21 protein-coding genes are annotated in these 18,158 nt (G+C 67.5%); 11 read left to right on the top strand and 10 right to left on the bottom strand.

Annotated features, from left to right (window positions below):
* Positions 1-6: 6 nt before the first annotated feature.
* The 6 genes from J7500_RS17335 to J7500_RS17360 all read left to right on the top strand — a co-directional run bounded on the left by J7500_RS17335 (position 7) and on the right by J7500_RS17360 (position 5,540).
* Complete coding sequence (locus tag J7500_RS17335) at positions 7-1,338, top strand: hypothetical protein (RefSeq protein WP_294063275.1); 1,332 nt, start codon at positions 7-9, stop codon at positions 1,336-1,338.
* A 67-nt stretch (positions 1,339-1,405) separates the two neighbouring features.
* A complete protein-coding gene (locus J7500_RS17340; RefSeq protein WP_294063277.1) occupies positions 1,406-3,385 on the top strand; it encodes a S9 family peptidase in 1,980 nt (659 codons plus the stop codon).
* Positions 3,386-3,472: 87 nt separating this feature from the next.
* The gene (locus tag J7500_RS17345; RefSeq protein WP_294063278.1) at positions 3,473-3,979 is read left to right on the top strand and encodes a phage tail protein; all 507 of its coding nucleotides are present in this window, start codon (positions 3,473-3,475) and stop codon (positions 3,977-3,979) included.
* A gap of 10 nt (positions 3,980-3,989) precedes the next feature.
* Positions 3,990-4,499 carry a phage tail protein gene (locus J7500_RS17350; protein ID WP_294063279.1) on the top strand — a complete coding sequence of 170 codons (510 nt, stop codon included), beginning with the start codon at positions 3,990-3,992 and terminating at the stop codon, positions 4,497-4,499.
* A gap of 11 nt (positions 4,500-4,510) precedes the next feature.
* A complete protein-coding gene (locus J7500_RS17355) occupies positions 4,511-5,029 on the top strand; it encodes a phage tail protein (RefSeq protein ID WP_294063280.1) in 519 nt (172 codons plus the stop codon).
* Positions 5,022-5,540 carry a GNAT family N-acetyltransferase gene (locus J7500_RS17360; RefSeq protein ID WP_294063281.1) on the top strand — a complete coding sequence of 173 codons (519 nt, stop codon included), beginning with the start codon at positions 5,022-5,024 and terminating at the stop codon, positions 5,538-5,540. The genes J7500_RS17355 and J7500_RS17360 overlap by 8 nt, the downstream gene beginning before the upstream one ends.
* On the opposite strand, the gene J7500_RS17365 is transcribed toward J7500_RS17360, so the two are convergent.
* Complete coding sequence (locus J7500_RS17365; RefSeq protein WP_294063282.1) at positions 5,534-5,815, bottom strand: hypothetical protein; 282 nt, start codon at positions 5,813-5,815, stop codon at positions 5,534-5,536. The two genes, J7500_RS17360 and J7500_RS17365, sit on opposite strands and share 7 nt — an antisense overlap.
* Positions 5,816-5,828: 13 nt before the next feature.
* Positions 5,829-6,443: a 30S ribosomal protein S4 gene (gene rpsD, locus J7500_RS17370; RefSeq protein ID WP_294063283.1), complete on the bottom strand. Its 615-nt coding sequence runs from the start codon at positions 6,441-6,443 to the stop codon at positions 5,829-5,831.
* Positions 6,444-6,652: 209 nt separating this feature from the next.
* On the opposite strand from rpsD, the gene J7500_RS17375 reads away from it, so the two are divergent.
* Positions 6,653-6,955, top strand: coding sequence for a chorismate mutase (locus J7500_RS17375; RefSeq protein WP_294063284.1), 303 nt, complete (start codon positions 6,653-6,655; stop codon positions 6,953-6,955).
* 138 nt (positions 6,956-7,093) lie between these two features.
* Here J7500_RS17375 and J7500_RS17380 read toward each other — a convergent pair whose 3' ends face one another.
* From J7500_RS17380 to rpiB, 4 genes are read right to left on the bottom strand one after another with little or no spacing between them, the layout of a single operon-like run.
* The gene (locus J7500_RS17380) at positions 7,094-7,813 is read right to left on the bottom strand and encodes an RNA methyltransferase (RefSeq protein ID WP_294063286.1); all 720 of its coding nucleotides are present in this window, start codon (positions 7,811-7,813) and stop codon (positions 7,094-7,096) included.
* The gene (gene nrdR / locus J7500_RS17385; RefSeq protein WP_294063287.1) at positions 7,810-8,301 is read right to left on the bottom strand and encodes a transcriptional regulator NrdR; all 492 of its coding nucleotides are present in this window, start codon (positions 8,299-8,301) and stop codon (positions 7,810-7,812) included. The genes J7500_RS17380 and nrdR overlap by 4 nt, the downstream gene beginning before the upstream one ends.
* Positions 8,302-9,612 (bottom strand): serine hydroxymethyltransferase, encoded by a 1,311-nt coding sequence (glyA, locus tag J7500_RS17390; protein ID WP_294063289.1) that lies wholly within the window; start codon positions 9,610-9,612, stop codon positions 8,302-8,304.
* Positions 9,609-10,061 (bottom strand): ribose 5-phosphate isomerase B, encoded by a 453-nt coding sequence (gene rpiB, locus J7500_RS17395; protein ID WP_294063290.1) that lies wholly within the window; start codon positions 10,059-10,061, stop codon positions 9,609-9,611. The genes glyA and rpiB overlap by 4 nt, the downstream gene beginning before the upstream one ends.
* Positions 10,062-10,123: 62 nt before the next feature.
* On the opposite strand from rpiB, the gene J7500_RS17400 reads away from it, so the two are divergent.
* From J7500_RS17400 to J7500_RS17410, 3 genes are all read left to right on the top strand, one after another.
* Complete coding sequence (locus tag J7500_RS17400) at positions 10,124-10,393, top strand: hypothetical protein (RefSeq protein WP_294063291.1); 270 nt, start codon at positions 10,124-10,126, stop codon at positions 10,391-10,393.
* A 124-nt stretch (positions 10,394-10,517) separates the two neighbouring features.
* Positions 10,518-11,762, top strand: a complete 1,245-nt coding sequence (locus J7500_RS17405; protein WP_294063293.1) for a DUF3419 family protein — start codon at positions 10,518-10,520, stop codon at positions 11,760-11,762.
* A complete protein-coding gene (locus J7500_RS17410; protein WP_294063294.1) occupies positions 11,759-12,427 on the top strand; it encodes a class I SAM-dependent methyltransferase in 669 nt (222 codons plus the stop codon). Before J7500_RS17405 ends, J7500_RS17410 begins: the two co-directional genes overlap by 4 nt.
* Before the next feature lie 6 nt (positions 12,428-12,433).
* Here J7500_RS17410 and J7500_RS17415 read toward each other — a convergent pair whose 3' ends face one another.
* The 3 genes from J7500_RS17415 to hemA all read right to left on the bottom strand — a co-directional run bounded on the left by J7500_RS17415 (position 12,434) and on the right by hemA (position 16,824).
* A complete protein-coding gene (locus J7500_RS17415; RefSeq protein ID WP_294063296.1) occupies positions 12,434-14,293 on the bottom strand; it encodes a hypothetical protein in 1,860 nt (619 codons plus the stop codon).
* A gap of 60 nt (positions 14,294-14,353) precedes the next feature.
* Entirely contained in the window at positions 14,354-15,514 is a 1,161-nt protein-coding gene (locus J7500_RS17420; RefSeq protein WP_294063297.1) for an endonuclease/exonuclease/phosphatase family protein, read from the bottom strand.
* A gap of 65 nt (positions 15,515-15,579) precedes the next feature.
* Entirely contained in the window at positions 15,580-16,824 is a 1,245-nt protein-coding gene (gene hemA / locus J7500_RS17425; protein WP_294063298.1) for a 5-aminolevulinate synthase, read from the bottom strand.
* A gap of 297 nt (positions 16,825-17,121) precedes the next feature.
* Here hemA and J7500_RS17430 point away from each other — a divergent pair, with 297 nt between their 5' ends.
* The gene (locus tag J7500_RS17430; RefSeq protein WP_294063299.1) at positions 17,122-17,283 is read left to right on the top strand and encodes a hypothetical protein; all 162 of its coding nucleotides are present in this window, start codon (positions 17,122-17,124) and stop codon (positions 17,281-17,283) included.
* Positions 17,284-17,289: 6 nt separating this feature from the next.
* Here J7500_RS17430 and murI read toward each other — a convergent pair whose 3' ends face one another.
* Positions 17,290-18,087, bottom strand: coding sequence for a glutamate racemase (gene murI / locus J7500_RS17435; protein ID WP_294063300.1), 798 nt, complete (start codon positions 18,085-18,087; stop codon positions 17,290-17,292).
* Positions 18,088-18,158 lie beyond the last annotated feature (71 nt).

The raw sequence follows: 18,158 nt of genomic DNA on the forward strand, positions 1-18,158 counted from the left end.
GCATGGATGCGGGCGGCGTTGGGATTGGCAGCGGCGTTGCTCGCCTTGGCGGCACCCGCGAGCGCGCAGCAGCAGCAGCAGGATTACGGCGCGGCCGACGCCGACCGACGCGCGATGCTGGACCGGCTGGGAATCGCCGACACGCGGCCCGGCGCGGACGGGTTCAACCGCGATGCGCCCGATGCGGCGAACTATGACGAAGCCAAGGCCGGCAACCCCACGCTCCCGCCGCTGCTGCGTTTCGCCGACGGCGCGCCGGTGCGGACCGCGTCGGACTGGACGCGTCGCCGCGCCGAGATCGTCGAACTGTTCGACCGCGAGGTCTATGGCCGCGTGCCTGTCACCGCGCCGCGGATCGACTGGCGCGTGACCAGGGAGGAGCGCACCACCGAGGCGGGCCTTCCGGTCGTCAAGCGCTGGCTCGAGGGCGTGGCAGACAACAGCGGCTGGCCGCAGGCATCGGCGAAGATCGCGCTCCGCTACACACTGCCCGCCGAGACGAAGGGCAAGGCACCCGTCATCCTCTCCTTCGGCTTCCCGGAAGGCTTCCGCTTCCCCGGTCCGCCACGCCCGCCCGAGCCCGGGCCTTCCGCGACCGAGCAGCTGCTGCGCGTCGGCTTCGGCCATGCGGTGCTGGTCGCCAATTCAGTCCAGGCGGACAATGGCGGCCAGCTCGGCGACGGCGTGATCGGCATATCGCTGCGCGGCCGGCAGCGCGCGCCCGACGACTGGGGCGTGCTGCGCGCCTGGGCCTGGGGCGCCAGTCGCGCGCTCGATGCGCTGGGCATGGACCCGAGGGTGGATGCTGCGCGCGTCGGAATCGAGGGGCTGTCGCGCTATGGCAAGGCTGCGCTGGTGACGATGGCCTATGACCCGCGCTTCGCGATCGGCTTCGTCGGATCGTCGGGCGCGGGCGGCGCGGCGCTCTACCGCCGCAATTTCGGCGAGCGGATCGGCAATCTCGCGGCGAGCGGCGAATATCATTGGTTCGCGGGTAATTTCCTGAAGTACGCCGGCCCGAAGACCCAGTTCGACCTGCCAGTCGACGCCCACATGCTGATCGCGCTCGCAGCGCCGCGGCCGATCTTCATCGGCGCGGGCACGGTCGAGACCGGCGACGGCTGGGTCGATCCCAAGGGTAATTTCCTGGCCGCCGCCGCAGCCTCGCCGGCATGGGAGCTGCTCGGCAAACCGGGGCTCGGCAGCACCCGATATCCGCCGGTTCTCACGCCGGTCACCGGCGGCGCAGTGGGATGGCGCCAGCACCAGGGCGGGCACAACAACCGCGACAATTGGCCGACCTTCATCGGCTTTGCAGAACGGCATTTCTCGCGATAGGCTAAGCCGTTGATCATGGGGGACCTTCGTCGATCCGAATCGACGGAGCGCAAGCTTGGGGGCGAATGTGATTCGAATTTCGTTGGTGGCGCTGGGCGCTTCGCTGTGCCTCGCCGTGCCTGCAGCGGCGCAAAGCGTCGAGGCCCGGCAGTTCGGCGCGCGCGAGGCCCTGCGCGGAGTCAGCGTCTCGCCGGACGGGCAGCGTCTGGCGATGCTGGTGACCTCCGGCACGCGTGGCGCCGGCCTCGCCGTCTGGAGCTCCGACGGCAAGCTGACTCCCATTCTCAATTATCCCGGCGACGACGCACGGCTGATGGGGTGTAGCTGGTCCACCAACACGCGGCTCGTCTGCACGCTCTACGCCGTCGTTGACCGTGAAGGGACGCTGGGCGGCGTGTCGCGGATGATCGCGATCGATGCCGACGGCTCCAACGCCAAGGAACTGAGCCCGCCGCAAAAGCCCAATCAGCTTTACGTGCGCTATTTCGGCGGCGAGGTCCTCGACTGGCTGCCCGACGAGAGCGGAAGCGCAGTGCTGATGCTGCGCCAATATGTGCCCGAGCGCGCAACCGGGACGCTGATCGCGCAGAAGCGTGAAGGGGTCGGCGTCGAGCGGGTCGATACCGTCTCGCTTAAGCGCACCGTGGTCGAGGCCCCGCGCTCGACCGGCGTCGGCTTCATCAGTGACGGGCATGGCACGATCCGGATCGTGGGTACCCGGGCCCGGCTCGGTTCGGGCTATATGGGCGACGAAGTCACCTACCGATATCGCCGGCCGGGCAGCGAGACGTGGGAACCGCTCAGTGCGGTCACGATCAAGGGCTATCTCACTAGCGGCTTCGATCCCTATGCGGTCGATCGCGACCTGAACGTCGCCTATGGTTTCGACAATGCCGACGGGCGCAAGGCGCTCTACAAGGTGGCACTCGACGGCAGCCTGAAGCGCGAGCTGGTGCTCGCGCGCAACGACGTCGATGTCGATAGCCTCGTCCGGATCGGCCGCCAGCAGCGCGTGGTGGGCGTCAGCTATGCGACCGACCGGCGGCAGATCAGCTATTTCGACCCGCAGATCAACGCGCTGGCGACCTCGCTCGAAAAAGCCTTGCCCGGCAATGCGATCAACGTTGCCGATGCGAGCCTCGACGAGAAGAAGCTGGTCGTCTTCGGCGGGAGCGACGTGAACCCCGGTCGCTATTATCTGCTCGATCGGGCGACCAAGAAAATGGCCGAGATCGCCGCGGTCCGTCCGGACCTGGCGGGCGTCAAGCTCGCGACGGTCAAGGCGATCACCTACAAGGCCGCGGATGGCACCGACGTGCCGGCCTATCTCACCTTGCCGGTCGGGAGCGACGGCAAGAACCTGCCGGCGATCGTCATGCCCCACGGGGGCCCCAGCGCACGCGACGAATGGGGCTTCGACTGGCTATCGCAATTCTTCGCAGCGCGCGGATTCGCGGTGATCCAGCCGAATTATCGGGGCTCCAGCGGGTTCGGCGAGCGCTGGTTCAGCCAGAACGGTTTCCGCTCGTGGAAGCTCGCCATGGGCGACGTCAACGATGCTGGCCGCTGGATGATCACGCAGGGCATTACGTCGCCCGCCAAGCTGGCGATCGTCGGCTGGTCCTATGGCGGATACGCCGCGCTCCAGTCGAACGTGCTCGATCCCGACCTGTTCAAGGCGGTGGTGGCCATCGCGCCCGTGACCGATCTCGACCAGCTCCAGAACCGGCTCAAGGACTATTCGAGCGACCAGGAAGTAAAGGACATCATAGGCGGCCCCGCGCTGTGGAACGAGGCGTCGCCGTCGCGCCATGCCGAGCGGATCAAGGCGCCCGTGCTGCTGTTCCACGGCGATCGCGACATCAATGTCCCGATCGCCCAGTCGCGGCTGATGGTCTCCAAATTGCACGACGCGGGCGGCAGGGCCGAGCTCGTCGAATATCCGGGGCTCGATCACCAGCTCGACGACAGTCAGGCGCGCGCGGGCATGCTCGACCGGATCGACCAGTTCCTTCGCACCACGCTGAACCTGCCGACGAAACCCTGACGGCCCGCAGGTCGGCGGGCAGTGTGACTTTTGCCCCTTTGCCCTGCCTCGTTTCGGTAGTAATACGGCTGCGGGGGGACATGCTGCATGGCTGAGCCATTTCTGTCGGAGGTAAGGCTTTTTTCCTTCAACTTCGCGCCGAAGGGATGGGCGCTTTGCAATGGGCAGATCCTGCCCATCAACCAGAACCAGGCGCTGTTCTCGCTGCTCGGGACCACGTTCGGGGGTGACGGGCGAGTCAATTTCGCCCTGCCAGACCTGCGCAGCCGGACGCCGATCCACGTCGGCAGCGGCCATACCCTCGGCGAGCGCGGCGGCGAGCAGGCGCATACGCTTTCCATCGCGGAGCTGCCGACGCATGTGCACCTTGCACAGGCCGTCGACTCTCCGGCGACCGCGGGAACCGGCGGGAACACCCTGATGCTGGCGCAGTCGACGCCGCAGAATCTCTACGCGCCGCCGTCCAATCTGGGCGCGATGGCGGCGGCGGAAATCGGCAACGTCGGCGGAAGCCAGGCGCATCTGAACATGCAGCCTTTCCTCACGCTGTCCTGGTGCATCGCGCTCCAGGGCATCTTTCCTTCGGCCACCTAGGAGAAGGCCCATGGCGCAACCCTATGTTGGCGAGATCCGTATCTTCGCGGGCAATTTCGCCCCCGCGGGCTGGATGTTCTGCGAAGGGCAGCTGCTCCCCATCTCCGAGAACGAGACGCTGTTCCAGCTGATCGGCACCACCTACGGCGGCGACGGCGAGAGCACCTTCAGCCTCCCCGATCTTCGCGGACGCATCACGCTGCACCAGGGCAACGGCTTCATCCTCGCCGAAACCGGCGGCGTAGAGCAAGTGACGCTGACCACCAGCCAGATACCGTCGCATACGCACCCGATGCTCGGCTCGGCTTCCAACGCCAGCACGACGAGCCCGGTCAACGGCGTCCCAGCGACGATTCCGATCTTCGGAGTGCGGGCCTATGGCACCGATGCGCCGAAGACGACCTTGTCGCCCCAGTCGGTGGCGCCGGTCGGCAACAGCCAGCCGCACGAGAATCGCCAGCCGTTCCTCTGCGTGAACTACATCATTTCGCTGTTCGGCCTCTTCCCGTCTCCAACCTGAGGAGCCAGCTCTTGGCAGATCCTTTCGTCGCGGAAATCCGGGTCTTCCCGTTCAACTTCGCTCCCAAGGGGTGGGCGTGGTGCGACGGGCAGATCCTGCCGCTTTCGCAGAACACCGCACTCTTCTCGCTGCTGGGCACCACTTATGGCGGCGACGGCAAGAGCAATTTCGCGCTTCCGGATCTTCAGGGCTGCGCCGCGATGCATCCGGGCCAGGGGCCGGGGCTGAGCCTCTACGACCTCGGCCAGACCGGGGGCTCGGAAACCGTGACGCTGATCGAGAACGAGATCCCGGCGCACTCGCACAGCATGAGCGTGTCGCTCGCCGATGCGCTGGAGCCGGCGCCCGCCGGGCAGCAGTTCGCGACGGGGACCGGAATCAACTATTATGCCAATCAGGGTGCATCAAAGGCGCTCGCGCCCCAGGCGCTGGCGCCCGCGGGCGGCGATCAGCCGCACAACAATATGCAGCCCTATCTGACCCTGTATTTCTGCATCGCGTTGCAGGGTGTCTTCCCGCCGCGTGGCTGAAGGATATCGCGCGGCCGCCGCACAGCTCGGCGTCGTGCTCAGGCCCATGGTGGAGGCGGATTACGCCTTCTGCGAAGCGCTTTATGCCTCGACTCGCCTCGAGGAACTTGCGCCGCTGGGTTGGCCGGCGGAAGCGGTGCGCCAGTTCCTCGCGCAGCAGCATCGCGCGCAGCACCTCCACTATCAGCAGCATTATGCCGGCGCCCAATGGTGGATCGTCGAGAGCGCGGGCTGCCCACTGGGGCGGCTCTATGTGTTCGAGGGAGCGAGCGACATCCGGATCGTCGACATCGCGCTGCTGCCGAAGGCGCGGGGTCAGGGGATCGGCGGGGCGCTGATCGAAGGAGTCCAGCGGCACGCCGCGGCGCAGGGCAAGCGCGTCTCGATCCATGCCGAGAAGAACAACCCGGCGCGCAGCCTCTATTTCCGTCTGGGCTTCGTCGTGATCGATGCGGATCGCGGCGCCTATGATCTGCTGGAATGGCGGCCCCAAGGCCCGGCGGATCAGTAGAAGATCGCCTCGTAGCGCGTGCCGTGCTCGTTGCGGCCGATCGGCACGATGAAAATGTCGAAAGCGCGCCCGTCGGCGGAGAGGCGATAGGTCGCCTGGGGCAGTATCTGGTCGGCAGGGCCGGTGAATTCGAGGCGGAAGGAGCCGCCCTCGCGGCCCGAATCGGAGAGCTGGGCCGCGGCGCTCAGAACGAGCGCATAGGGGCCGCCTGGGGCCTCTACGTCGTAGGTCTGACCGGCCTTGTCGGAAAAATCGTTCCAGGCAAGGCCGGTCATGATCAGTTCCGGATCAGCGCGAGTAGAACTCGACGACCAGGTTCGGTTCCATCTTCACCGGGTACGGAACCTCGTCGAGGGTCGGCACGCGGGTGAAGGTGATCTTCGAGGCACCGTCCGGCACCACGTAATCGGGGATGTCGCGCTCGGCGAGGCTCTGCGCCTCCATGACCAGCGCCATTTCCTGCGCCTTGGCGCTGAGCGAGACGGTCTGGCCCGGCTTGATGCGGCGCGAACCGATGTTGCACTTCTCGCCGTCGACCTGGACGTGGCCGTGGTTGACGAGCTGGCGGGCGGCGAAGATCGTCGGCGCGAACTTGGCGCGGTAGACGATCATGTCGAGACGCTGCTCGAGCAGGCCGATGAGGTTCTGCGACGTATCGCCCTTCATCTTCGAGGCGTCTTCATACGCCTTCTTGAACTGCTTCTCGGTGACGTCGCCGTAATAGCCCTTGAGCTTCTGCTTGGCGCGCAGCTGGATGCCGAAGTCCGACATCTTGCCCTTGCGGCGCTGGCCGTGCTGGCCGGGGCCGTATTCGCGCTTGTTGACCGGGCTCTTCGGGCGACCCCAGATGTTTTCGCCCATCCGGCGGTCGAGCTTGTACTTGGCGCTGGAGCGCTTCGACATTTTATATTCCTTGCAACTGCTTAACAACGTTGACCCGGCGGCTGCCCGCCTGATCGCGATCCCGGTTTCGCCTGTTGGTGATCCGTTGGAAGACCTGCAGGGCCGCCGCTTCACCGGGGTGCGGGGCCGATTGCGAAGGCGCGCGGTTAGCGGGCGGGCACGCGCGTGTCAAGCTGGACAGGCGCCCGGTCACTCGCCAAGGAGCGGCCATGCAAGATACGATCGATCCCGAAGCCTGCACCACCATGGCGGAAGTCCGCGCAGGAGTCGACGCAGTGGACCGCGCGCTGGTTGCGCTGCTCGCACGGCGTTTCGGCTATATGGACGCCGCCGCGCGCATCAAGCCCGAACGCGCCCATGTCCGCGACGAAGCGCGCAAGGCGCAAGTGATCGCCAATGCGTGCCGCCACGCGCGCGAGGCAGGCATTCCCGAAGAGCCCATCGGTGAGATCTGGGACCGACTGGTCGAGGCGTCGATCGCCTATGAATTCGAGGCGTTCGACCGACGCTGACAGTCGGACGCGGTACCGCTCTTTACCGGCGAAGGCCGGGGCCCAGTCGCAACGCGGTAAGCTAGCGTACTCCACTGCCGGAACCGCCGCGATATCGGGCCCCGGCCTCCGCCGGGGTACGGCTTCCGGTCGGATTTCCTATCCGCCTCGATGTCGCTTCTTGCCTTCGAGTGCGGAGAGCACCCCGCGCAGCGTGCGCAGCTCCTGGCTCGACCAGCGCGGCTTGGTGAGCAGCGTCCGGAGCGTCCGGCGCGTGGACGGCACGCGATCAGGCGGGAAATAATAGCCCGATTCCTCGAGCATCGCGTCGAGCTGGCCGATCATTCCGTCCAGCTCCTCCTGCGGAGCGGGCGGATCGAGGTCGACTGCGGGCGGGCTCTCCAGCGCTGCGCCCTTGGACCATTCGTACGCGACCAGGATCACGGCCTGGGCGAGATTGAGTGAGCCGAACTCCGGGTTGATGGGCACGGTCACGATCGTGCGCGCCAGCGCGACGTCGTCGGTCTCCAGCCCCGAACGCTCGGGTCCGAACAGGATCGCCGAGCGCCCGACCTCCGAATGGATAGCACGCGCGGCCTCCTCGGGCGTGACGACCGGCTTGGTTACACCGCGCTTGCGGACCGTGGTGGCATAGACGTGCGCGCAGTCGGCCACCGCATCGGCGACGCTCTCGAACACGCGGGCGTTTTCCAGCACCACGTCGGCGCCGCTCGCAGCCGGCCCGGCCGAGGGATTGGGCCAGCCGTCGCGCGGGGCGACCAGCCGCATCTCGGTGAGGCCGAAGTTGAGCATGGCGCGCGCGGCCTTGCCGATATTCTCGCCCAGCTGCGGGCGCACGAGCACGATGACCGGGTTCACGCCGGCTTCCTCGCGCCGTTGCCCGCCTCGCTGACGTTGCCGGCGAATTCCTCGAAGTCTTTGGCCTCGCGGAAGTCCTTGTAGACGCTCGCGAAGCGGATGTAGGCGACCGAATCCAGGCCCTTCAGCCCGTCCATCACCATCTCGCCGATCCGCTGCGACGGTATCTCGTTCTCGCCCTGGGTCTCGAGCTGGCGCTGGATGCCCGAGACGAGCTTCTCGATCTGTACCGGCGTGATCGGCCGCTTGCGCGCGGCGATCGAGACCGAACGGACCAGCTTCTCGCGATCGAAGGGCTCGCGGCGCGGTTCGGAGGAATTGGCTTCGGACTTGAGCACCACCAGCTCGCGCAGCTGGATGCGCTCGAAGGTAGTGAAGCGCGCCGCGCACGCCTCGCACTGCCGCCGCCGCCGGATCGCCGCCCCGTCTTCGGTGGGGCGGCTGTCCTTCACCTGGCTGTCGTCATTTCCGCAGAAAGGGCAGCGCAATTACAGCTCCGGATAGATGGGGAAGCGCTCGCACAGCGCGCGTACACGCTCGCGGACATTGGCCTCCACCTGCGCGTCGCCCGCCTCGCCGTTCTTGCGCAGACCGTCGAGCACGTCGGCGACCATGTTGCCGATCTCGCGGAACTCGGCCGGGCCGAAGCCGCGCGTGGTGCCCGCGGGCGATCCGACGCGGATGCCGCTGGTCTTGACCGGGGGAAGCGGATCGTTGGGGATGCCGTTCTTGTTGCAGGTGATCGCGGCACGCTCGAGCGCCTCGTCGGCGTCCTTGCCGGTCACGCCCAGCGGAGTCAGGTCGACCAGCGCCAGATGCGTGTCGGTGCCGCCCGAGACGAGGTTGGCGCCGCGCTCCTTGAGCGTCGCCGCCAGCACCTTGGCGTTCTCGACCACCGCGGCGGCATAGCTCTTGAACTCGGGCTGCAGCGCCTCGCCGAACGCGACCGCCTTGGCGGCGATGACGTGCATCAGCGGGCCGCCCTGCAGGCCGGGGAACACCGCCGAGTTGATCTTCTTGGCGATCGCCTCGTCATTGGTGAAGATCGCGCCGCCGCGGGGCCCGCGCAGCGTCTTGTGCGTGGTGGTGGTCACCACATGCGCGTGGCCGAACGGCGTCGGGTGGACGCCGCCGGCGACCAGGCCGGCGAAATGCGCCATGTCGACCATGAACAGCGCGCCGACTTCGTCCGCGATCGCGCGGAAGCGGGCGAAGTCGATGTGGCGCGGGTATGCCGAGCCGCCGGTGATGATCAGCTTCGGCTTGTGCTCCCTGGCGAGCGCTTCGACCTGATCATAATCGATCAGGTGGGTGTCGGGGGTCACGCCATATTGCACGGCGTTGAACCACTTGCCCGACATCGCCGCCCTGGCACCGTGGGTGAGGTGGCCGCCCGAATCGAGGCTGAGCCCCATGATCGTGTCGCCAGGCTTGGTCAGCGCGAGCATCACCGCGCCATTGGCCTGCGCACCCGAATGCGGCTGGACGTTGGCGAAGTCGCAGCCGAACAGCTGCTTGACGCGGTCGATCGCGAGCTGCTCGACTTCGTCCGACGGGTGGCAGCCCTGGTAATAGCGCTTGCCCGGATAACCCTCGGCATATTTGTTGGTGAAGACGCTGCCCTGTGCCTCGAGCACGGCCTTGGAGACGATGTTCTCGCTGGCGATCAGCTCGATCTGGTGCTGCTCGCGGTCGAGCTCGTGCGCCACGCCGGCGAAGACCGCCGGATCGGCATCGGCGAGCGTCTTGGTGAAGAAGCCGTCGGGCTGGAGTCCTGCGGTTGCGGGGTTGGTGCTCATGCGGGACTCCTTGTCGGGTGGGATAGCTTCTCGACGCGGCGCTGGTGGCGGTCGCCGAGGAACGGGGTCTCTAGGAAAGTAGTGACGCAGGCCTTGGCCATTTCGATGCCGATCAGCCGCGCGCCGAGCGCGACCACGTTCGCGTCGTTGTGCTGGCGCGCGAGGCCGGCCGAAAGCGGCTCGGAGACGAGCGCGCAGCGGGCGGCGGGATTGCGGTTTACTGCTATCGAGATGCCGATGCCCGATCCGCACAGCGCCACGCCGAAGTCGGCGCGGCCGTCGGCGATCGCTGCGCCGAGCGCATAGCCGTAATCGGGATAGTCGACGCTGTCGGCGCTGTTGGTGCCGAGATCGAGCACGTCGTGCCCCTCGGCACGCAACCATTCGGCGACTTCCGTTTTCATGACGAAAGCGGCATGATCGGAAGCGATGGCGATACGGTGCGGCATGGCGCGCCTCTACGCCGTCGCTTTGTTGCTGGCTAGACCATAGACGGATTCTGGAGACCAAAATGCGCAAATCGACTCTCGTTCTCGCGCCCGCACTCGCGCTTGGCCTCGCTCTGGGCGCCTGCTCGCCGAGCACCGAGAACAACCTCAGCAATGCGATCGACCAGACCGGCGAGAGCGTCGAGAACGCCGCCGACGTCGCCGGCGACAAGATCGAGAACGGCGCCGATCGCGCGGGCGACGTGCTCGGCAACGCGGCGGACGACGTCGGCGCCGCAGTGACCAACGGCGTCAACGACGCGGGTCAGGCGATCGACAACGCGACCAACTGACGATTCGTCGCGGCGGCGGCATCGGCTGCCGTCGCCGCGGCTCGTCTGTCACCGGTTTGCCATACGTCCCCGCTAGGGCTGCGCCACCCGGCCCGGTCATGCGGGCGGCCATCCGGGGGACAGCATGGGAACGATTGCCAAGTCGCCGAAGAACGGCGCCGTGCGCGGCGCGGTGCATCGCCACGAACATCTGAGCAAGGAAGGGCTGCTCGAACGCGCCTTCACCTTCGCCTTTCGTGGGCTGGTCTATCCCCAGATCTGGGAAGACCCCGAAATCGACATGGAGGCGCTGGAAATCACGCCCGACAGCCATGTCGTCACGATCGCCTCGGGCGGGTGCAACGTCTTCTCCTATCTCACTGCCGATCCCAAGCGGATCACTGCGGTGGACCTCAACCCGGCGCACGTCGCGCTCAATAAGCTCAAGCAGGCCGCGGCGATCCACTTGCCGGATCACGGCGCCTTCCGCGCCTTCTTCGCCGATGCCGATCGCGCCGAGAATGTCGCCGCCTACGAGCGCTACCTTCGCCCGCATCTCGACGAGGCGACGCGCGCCTATTGGGAAGGGCGCGAGGGGCTGGGCGCGCGCCGCATAGAATGGTTCGCGACCGGCTTCTATCGCCGCGGCGCGCTCGGCAAGCTGATCGGCTTCGTCCATTTCCTCGGCCGCCTCTACGGCATCGACCCCGCCGAGATCCTCAAGGCGCGCTCGATCGAGGAGCAGCGCAGGATCTTCGAGACTCGCTTCGCGCCCTTCTTCGATAAGAAGCTGCTGCGCTGGCTGGTCGACCAGCCAGCGGCGCTGTTCGGCTTCGGTATCCCGCCGGCGCAATATGATCTGCTCAAGGTCGACGATCAGGCGGGCATCACCGGTGCGCTCCGCAGCCGCCTGCGCAAGCTCGCCTGCGACTTCGACCTCAAGGACAATTTCTACGCCTGGCAGGCGTTCGGCCGCAGCTATGGCAAGCAGGAGGACGCGCCGCTGCCGCCCTATCTGCAGGCTCGGCATCACGACGCGGTGCGCACGCGTGCCGAGCGCGTCGAGATCCGCCACACCAACTACGCCGATTATCTCGCGTCCATGCCGGCGCAGTCGCTCGATCGCTACATCCTGCTCGACGCGCAGGATTGGATGACCGACGCGCAGCTCACGCGCATCTGGGCGGAAATCGCGCGCACCGCCCGGCCCGGTGCGCGCGTGCTCTATCGCACCGCTGCGGCGCCGGACGTGGTTGCCGGCCATGTGCCCGAGGACATCCTCGGCCAGTGGGACTATGCGCCCCGCGAGAAGCTGGAGGACTGGACGCGCCGCGACCGCTCGGCCGTCTATGGCGCGACGCACCTGTGGACGCTGAAGCCGCACGCATGAGCGAGGTCGCCATCGCGGGGGCCGAGCAGAAGCGGCTGATGGACGCCACCTATGCGCTCCATCGCCACTTCTACGACTTCACCCGGAAGTTCTACCTGCTCGGCCGCGACCGGCTGATCCGCGAGCTCGCGCCGCCGCCCGGCGGGACGGTGCTCGAAGTCGGCTGCGGCACCGCACGCAACCTGATCGTCGCGGCCAGGCGCTTTCCCGATGCGCGCTGCTTTGGCTTCGACATCAGCGAGGCGATGCTCGAGACCGCGCGCAAGTCGGCCGAGAGGAACGGCCTGTCCGGCAAGATCACGCTGCGGCAGGGCGACGCCGGTGCGTTCGACACGCAGGCGCTGTTCGGGCTGGCGCAGGTCGATCGCATCTTCATGAGCTACACGCTGTCGATGATCCCGCCCTGGCAGGAAGCGATCGCGCTCGGCGCGGCTGCCCTGGCTCCCGGCGGTAGCCTGCACATCGTCGACTTCGGCCAGTACGAGCGGCTGCCCGGACTGTTCAGGCGCCTCCACTTCAAATCGCTCAACGACTTCCACGTCTTTCCCCGCGCCGAGCTGCCTGCGGTACTCGGGCGCATCGCGGAGGAAAGCGGCATGCGCGTCGAATTCCGCGCGCTGTGGCGCGGTTATGTGTGGCGCGCGACGCTGACGCGGCCCGACTGACGCGGCTCAGGCGGCGTCCCGCCGCAGTGCCGCTTCGAGCGTTTGGATCCGCCTGTCGAAGCCGGCGAGCGCTTCGCCCAGCCTGGCCTCGCGCAGGCGCCGCGCCTCGGCCGAGCGGAGCGCCACGGCCAGCGGAATCTCGACTGCGTCGATCGCCGCGCGCTCGTCGCCGGCATAGAGGCTGCCGTCGCTGCGCGGGCCGAGCAGCAGCGCACCGATCGGCCGCTCGCCCTCGATTAGCCGCAGCCGGAAAGGGAAGACCGGATCGCGCGCATCGACATTGCCGACCGCCAGCGCGCCGTCGCTTCCATGCGCGTCCAGCCATGCCCGCACTTCGGCCTCCGCGATGCCCGAGAGCGCCAACGGCTCCGGCCCCTCGGCGCGGTGCAGGATCACCGCCGCGCGATCGGCGCGCAGCGACCGCATGGCCGCGGCAACGACGCGCTGCGCGACGTCCTCCGGGCTGTCGCCATGCTGCCAGAGCGTGAGCTGCACGGGGAGCTGGCGCAGCGCCAGCAGCCCGGGGCGGAAGCGCCGGTCGATCCAGCCGCCGATGCGGTGGCGCGCCGGGCCGATCACCAGCGCCGCGGCGACCGTGCCGATCGCGGCGACGATCGGTTCGCTCGCCTCGCCGACCTGGGCCTTGAGCAGCTCCTCGACCAGCTTCGCGGCGGCCGCCCAGGTCGCGCCGAGCACGAGCGTGATCGCGGCGAAGCTCAGCGAACGCCCTATCGCCGCATCGGCGTCCCACAGCCGGAAGCGGAGCAGCGAAACCAGCACGCCGGCCGCGAGCACCAGGAAGCTCAGGTTGAAGATCCCGATCATGCCGAGCTGCAGCCAGGCGCTCGCCCGCGATGAGAGCAGCCCGCTGCCCAGCAGCTCGAACAGCGCGAACATGGCCACCAGGATCAGGATCGAGGCGAGAAAGCCCGACGCCGCCCATTTGAGCTGCTGGCGCTCCAGTCCTGGCAGGGTGCGGCGATAGCGCACCACGGCGGCGGCGATCGCAGCCAGCGCAGTGGGCAGCGCGATCAGCGTGGTGAGATCGCCGATCCACGCGTCGAGCATCGACAGGATCGCCAGCGGAGTCGCGAGCAGCGCCAGCCAGCCGCCCCAGCGGGGAACGAAGCGGCCGTCGGGAAAGGCGGGCAGGGCAGCGGCAAGGAAGCCGATCCACAGCGACGGGATCACCGATCCCAGCCAGGGCAGACCGAGCCACACATAGAATTCGATCGGTCGCTGCAGCGACGCCGCTCCGGCGAGGAAGCAGAGCGAGAGCAGCAGCGCCACCGGATCGTCGCGCCGGCGGCGGCGCAGCAGCACCGCGGCCGCAATCAGCGCGCCGGCACCGATCAGTCCCGCGATGCTGAGCAGCGCCGTATAGGTGATCGGGGCGATCGGCCCATCGAGCGCGGCGCGCCGCACGGCTTCGCCGCGCTCGAGCCGGACATCATGCGTCTTGCCGGCACCGTCGCGAAGGCTGACTCGAACCATGCCTTCCGCGCCGGCGAGCCGCGCCGCCAGCGCTTCCTCGCTCGTGTCGGGCGCTACCGGCCGTCCGTCGATCGCAACGATCGATCCGCTTGCGGGCACGCCGGCGCGCTGCGCTTCCTTGATCGCGGGATGCACCAGGAAGTCGGGCCCGTCCTCGGGATAGGACGTGACCAGACCCACTGCGGCGAAACGCTGGTCGATCACCGTGCTCTGCACGACGCTGCGCCAGATGCCGCCGGCCTGCGTGCCGATCGCCAGCAGCAGGAAGGCGAACCAGATCAGCCCCACCAGCGGCCGCAGCCGGCGCGGCACCGGATGCAGCCGCTCCGGCGGCAGCATGCGCCGCCTGGTCACTTCCCCCGAATCCGCCATGCCCCATCTCCCCAGGGCCGGACATATCGGGGCGATGGAGGAAGCTCCAGCCTCCGCGGTTCAGGCCGGCGCGGCCGAGGCCATGATGTCGGCCAGATATTTGTCCGAATAGTCGACGCAGATCTCGCACCACAGCAGCTTGTGGTCGGACATCTGGTTCACCCGGTAATAGCGCCTGAAATAGTCGACCCGCTTGTCGAGCGGCCGTTCCTGCCCGTCGTCCATCACCACGCGCGGGGGCTTCACCACCGTCGCATAGAATTCGGCGTCCTCGTCGCGATAGACGTGCTTGAGCATGTCGAACACGCCCGAGTGCAGCACCTTGAAGCCCGGGTGGGCGGATTTGATCGCGACCTGGTCGTAATGGTGATCATTGCCCAGGTTGGTGGTCTGGAGCTGGGTGGGGACGGTGAACCCCGCTTCGATCAGCGCCTTCATCGTCTCGTGCTCGGGCGAGATGATGTTGAAGTCGCCGAGCAGGATATAGTTGGAATCCCATCCCGCATCCTCGGGCCGCGTCCATTTGCGCTCCTTGGCGCGGTTCACCATCGCCTTGGCTTCGTCGACCTGACGCTGGGCGAGGAAGCGCGCGATCCGCTCGATCTCCTCGCGCCGCTGCGCCAGCCCGGCCGTCCCGGTGCCGTAGAAGATATGCACGGTGCACAGCTTGAACTTGAGCCACCCCGCGCGGAACGCGACCGAGAAGGGCGTGCGCGCGAACTGCACCTTGGTCGTGGTGCCCGGCGCCTGCCCCGGCGCGGCGATCTCCTGCCCCTGCGGCAGCACGATCTCGCCGGCTTCCTTGCAGAACTGCACCTTGGACTTGCGATAGAGGAAGGCGAGCCGCTCGTTGTTGCCGGGCCCGCGATCGTCGGCCCCGCCGCCGGTGGTGTCGGTGACGATATAGTCCCAGCCGCTGCCCAAGTGCTTGTCGATCAGCTCCTCGAGCTTGGAGAGGTCGCGATTGACCTCCTGCACCGCCACCAGGTCGAAATGGTCGATGATCTCGGCGATGTAGAGCATCGATTCGGGCGTCCGGTCGTATCCGCCACCGTCGCCGAAATGCATCAGGTTCCAGGTCGCGAGCCGCAGGCTGCGCTCGTCGGTGCCGGCGTGGATCTGCTCGCGCAGTGCCGCCTTCAGGTCCGCCAGCCGCTCGGCGACGAACTTGCGATGGACGGGATTCTCGAACTGCCAGCGCAGCGAATTGATCAAGGTCATGAACGCATCTCCCCCAGTGCGCCGCCCGTAGGCGGCCGGTGATGCGACCCTGAGTTGCAGCCGTCTTACGCGGCCCTGCGAAGCTCCAGACGTCCCCAGATCTCGACCAGCGCGTCCACCAGCTCGCGCATCATGCCCTCGTCATGGCTCGGGCCGGGCGTGAAGCGCAGCCGCTCGGTGCCGCGCGGCACGGTGGGATAGTTGATCGGCTGGACGTACACGCCATACTCGGCGAGCAATATGTCGCTGATCTTCTTGGCCTTGACCGGATCGCCGACCATCAGCGGCACGATGTGCGTGGTCGAGGGGATCACCGGCAGCCCGGCCTCGGCCATCAGCGCCTTGAGCCGCGCCGCGGCCGCCTGCTGGCCGGTGCGTTCCTCGTTGGAGGTCTTGAGGTGCTTCACACTCGCCAGCGCACCGGCGACGAGCACGGGCGAGAGCGAAGTGGTGAAGATGAAGCCCGGCGCATAGCTGCGGATCACGTCGATGATCATCTGGTCGGCGGCGATGTAGCCGCCCATCACGCCGAACGCCTTGCCCAGCGTGCCTTCGATGATCGTCAGGCGATGCGCGACGCCGTCGCGCTCGGAAATGCCGCCGCCGCGCGCGCCGTACATGCCCACGGCATGGACTTCGTCGAGATAGGTCAGCGCATTATACTTGTCGGCCAGGTCGCAGATCTCGGCGATCGGCGCCACGTCGGCGTCCATCGAATAGACGCTCTCAAAGGCGATCAGCTTGGGCGCCGCGGGATCGTCCGCCGCGAGCAGCTCTTCCAGATGCGCGAGATCGTTGTGGCGCCACACGCGCTTCTCGCAGCCCGAGTTGCGGATGCCCGCGATCATCGATGCGTGGTTGAGCGCGTCCGAATAGACGATGCAGCCCGGCATCAGCTTGGCGAGCGTCGAGAGCGTCGCCTCGTTCGAGACATAGCCCGAGGTGAAGAGCAGCGCGCCTTCCTTGCCGTGAAGGTCGGCCAGCTCGTGCTCGAGGTTGATGTGGTAGTGCGTGTTGCCGCCGATGTTGCGCGTGCCGCCCGAGCCGGCGCCGACGTCGTGGAGCGCCTCCTCCATCGCCTCGATCACTTTGGGATGCTGGCCCATCGACAGATAGTCGTTCGAGCACCAGACCGTGATCGGCTTGGGTCCGTTGTGCCCCGCGAAGCAGCGCGCATTGGGGAACATGCCCTTGTTGCGCAGGACGTCGATGAACACGCGATAGCGGCCCTCGGCGTGCAGCCGGTCGATCGCCTGACTGAATACCCGCGAATAGTCGACGGCGGGCGACGGGCTGTCCTGGATAGGCATGGCGGCTCCCCTACGCCCAAAATAAGCGGAATTCCAGTCGGCCGGGCATAAGCAATTCTTCCCGATACCATAGCCTGAGCGCCTGAGTCGCCGGCATGATCCCGAGTCGAAATCGTACCACGCGAAACATGTTAGCGGTAAAAACAACGCAAGTCCGCCAAAGTCCTCGCAAGCACCCGGGACGATTCGGACTCCGCCGTGCAATATGGTATGTGGATAACACTGCGGACGACTCGCTGGACAAGCATGTTCGCAGCTGAGGGCCTCGCTGCTCCCGCTTGGATACGGAGCGAAGACATGGGTAACCGGGACCTGGAGTATTTTGTTCGCCGAGAGCGGCAGGAACGCGAGCATGCTGCCCGCGCCGACGATACCACCGCGCGCCGCGTCCACCTCGAGATGGCCGAGCGCTATTCGGCCAAGCTCCGCGAGATCGTGCCCGCGACCCTGCAGGCCTGAGCGCCGTCACAGCGCTTCGACATTCTCCAATCCATAGCGTGCGAGCGCGGGCCGGAGGCTTTCGGCCCGGGCATCCAGCGCCGTGAACACCGCGCGCCCGGGCGCCGGCGCCTCGGGCCATTGCTGGCCTTGGGTCAGATAGGCGACGCGCCGCGCGATTCCCGGCCCACCGTCGACGAACGCCACCGGATGCGGTGCCGCCGCGGCAAGCTCGGCCTCGAGCAGCGGGAAATGCGTGCAGGCGTTGACGATCACATCCAGCCGCTCGCCGCCGGGCTGCGCGAACAGCCCTTCGAGCACGCCGCGCAGCCTTGCCGGCTCGGGCGCCGTGCCGGCCAGCTTGGTCTCTGCCATTTCCACCAGCTCGGCCGACCCGTGGCGCAGCACGACGCAGTCGCTGGCGAAGCGCGCCGCGAGATCGTCGACATAGGGCTGGCGCACCGTCGCCTCGGTGCCGAGCACGCCGATCACGCGGGTGCGGCTCGCCTCGGCGGCGGGCTTGACCGCAGGCACCGTGCCCACGATCGGCAGGTCGAGCGCCGCGCGGACGTGCTGGAGCGCGATCGTCGAGGCGGTGTTGCACGCGATCACGACCAGCCGCGGGTCGAAGCGCTCGGCGAGCCGCCCGAGCAGCGCCGGCACCCGCGCGGCGATCTCCGCCTCACTGCGCGTGCCATAGGGGAAGCCTGCCGAGTCCGCGACATAGACCAGCGGCGCCTGCGGCAGCAGCCGCGCAGTCGGCGCGAGCACCGAAAGCCCTCCCACGCCGGAATCGAAGAAGAGCACGGGGCGGGAGTCGGTCATGGGCGGAGGCTGGTCCATTAATCCGGATTGTTGCGCCCGACTAACGGACGCCCTAGCTTGCGCGCAAGCAG

This window comes from Sphingomonas sp., from assembly GCF_017744835.1.
Classification (GTDB): domain Bacteria; phylum Pseudomonadota; class Alphaproteobacteria; order Sphingomonadales; family Sphingomonadaceae; genus Sphingomonas.

What these genes read in the sequence shown, in the direction of transcription:
- J7500_RS17400 (WP_294063291.1), top strand. Translation starts at nt 10,124, where the DNA reads ATGCGCAAATCGACTCTCGTTCTCGCGCCCGCACTCGCGCTTGGCCTC.
- hemA (WP_294063298.1), bottom strand. Translation starts at nt 16,824, where the DNA reads ATGCCTATCCAGGACAGCCCGTCGCCCGCCGTCGACTATTCGCGGGTA.
- J7500_RS17420 (WP_294063297.1), bottom strand. Translation starts at nt 15,514, where the DNA reads ATGACCTTGATCAATTCGCTGCGCTGGCAGTTCGAGAATCCCGTCCAT.
- J7500_RS17375 (WP_294063284.1), top strand. Translation starts at nt 6,653, where the DNA reads ATGCAAGATACGATCGATCCCGAAGCCTGCACCACCATGGCGGAAGTC.
- glyA (WP_294063289.1), bottom strand. Translation starts at nt 9,612, where the DNA reads ATGAGCACCAACCCCGCAACCGCAGGACTCCAGCCCGACGGCTTCTTC.
- rpsD (WP_294063283.1), bottom strand. Translation starts at nt 6,443, where the DNA reads ATGTCGAAGCGCTCCAGCGCCAAGTACAAGCTCGACCGCCGGATGGGC.
- J7500_RS17430 (WP_294063299.1), top strand. Translation starts at nt 17,122, where the DNA reads ATGGGTAACCGGGACCTGGAGTATTTTGTTCGCCGAGAGCGGCAGGAA.
- J7500_RS17410 (WP_294063294.1), top strand. Translation starts at nt 11,759, where the DNA reads ATGAGCGAGGTCGCCATCGCGGGGGCCGAGCAGAAGCGGCTGATGGAC.
- J7500_RS17345 (WP_294063278.1), top strand. Translation starts at nt 3,473, where the DNA reads ATGGCTGAGCCATTTCTGTCGGAGGTAAGGCTTTTTTCCTTCAACTTC.
- J7500_RS17335 (WP_294063275.1), top strand. Translation starts at nt 7, where the DNA reads ATGCGGGCGGCGTTGGGATTGGCAGCGGCGTTGCTCGCCTTGGCGGCA.
- J7500_RS17415 (WP_294063296.1), bottom strand. Translation starts at nt 14,293, where the DNA reads ATGGCGGATTCGGGGGAAGTGACCAGGCGGCGCATGCTGCCGCCGGAG.
- J7500_RS17405 (WP_294063293.1), top strand. Translation starts at nt 10,518, where the DNA reads ATGGGAACGATTGCCAAGTCGCCGAAGAACGGCGCCGTGCGCGGCGCG.
- rpiB (WP_294063290.1), bottom strand. Translation starts at nt 10,061, where the DNA reads ATGCCGCACCGTATCGCCATCGCTTCCGATCATGCCGCTTTCGTCATG.
- J7500_RS17350 (WP_294063279.1), top strand. Translation starts at nt 3,990, where the DNA reads ATGGCGCAACCCTATGTTGGCGAGATCCGTATCTTCGCGGGCAATTTC.
- murI (WP_294063300.1), bottom strand. Translation starts at nt 18,087, where the DNA reads ATGACCGACTCCCGCCCCGTGCTCTTCTTCGATTCCGGCGTGGGAGGG.
- J7500_RS17365 (WP_294063282.1), bottom strand. Translation starts at nt 5,815, where the DNA reads ATGACCGGCCTTGCCTGGAACGATTTTTCCGACAAGGCCGGTCAGACC.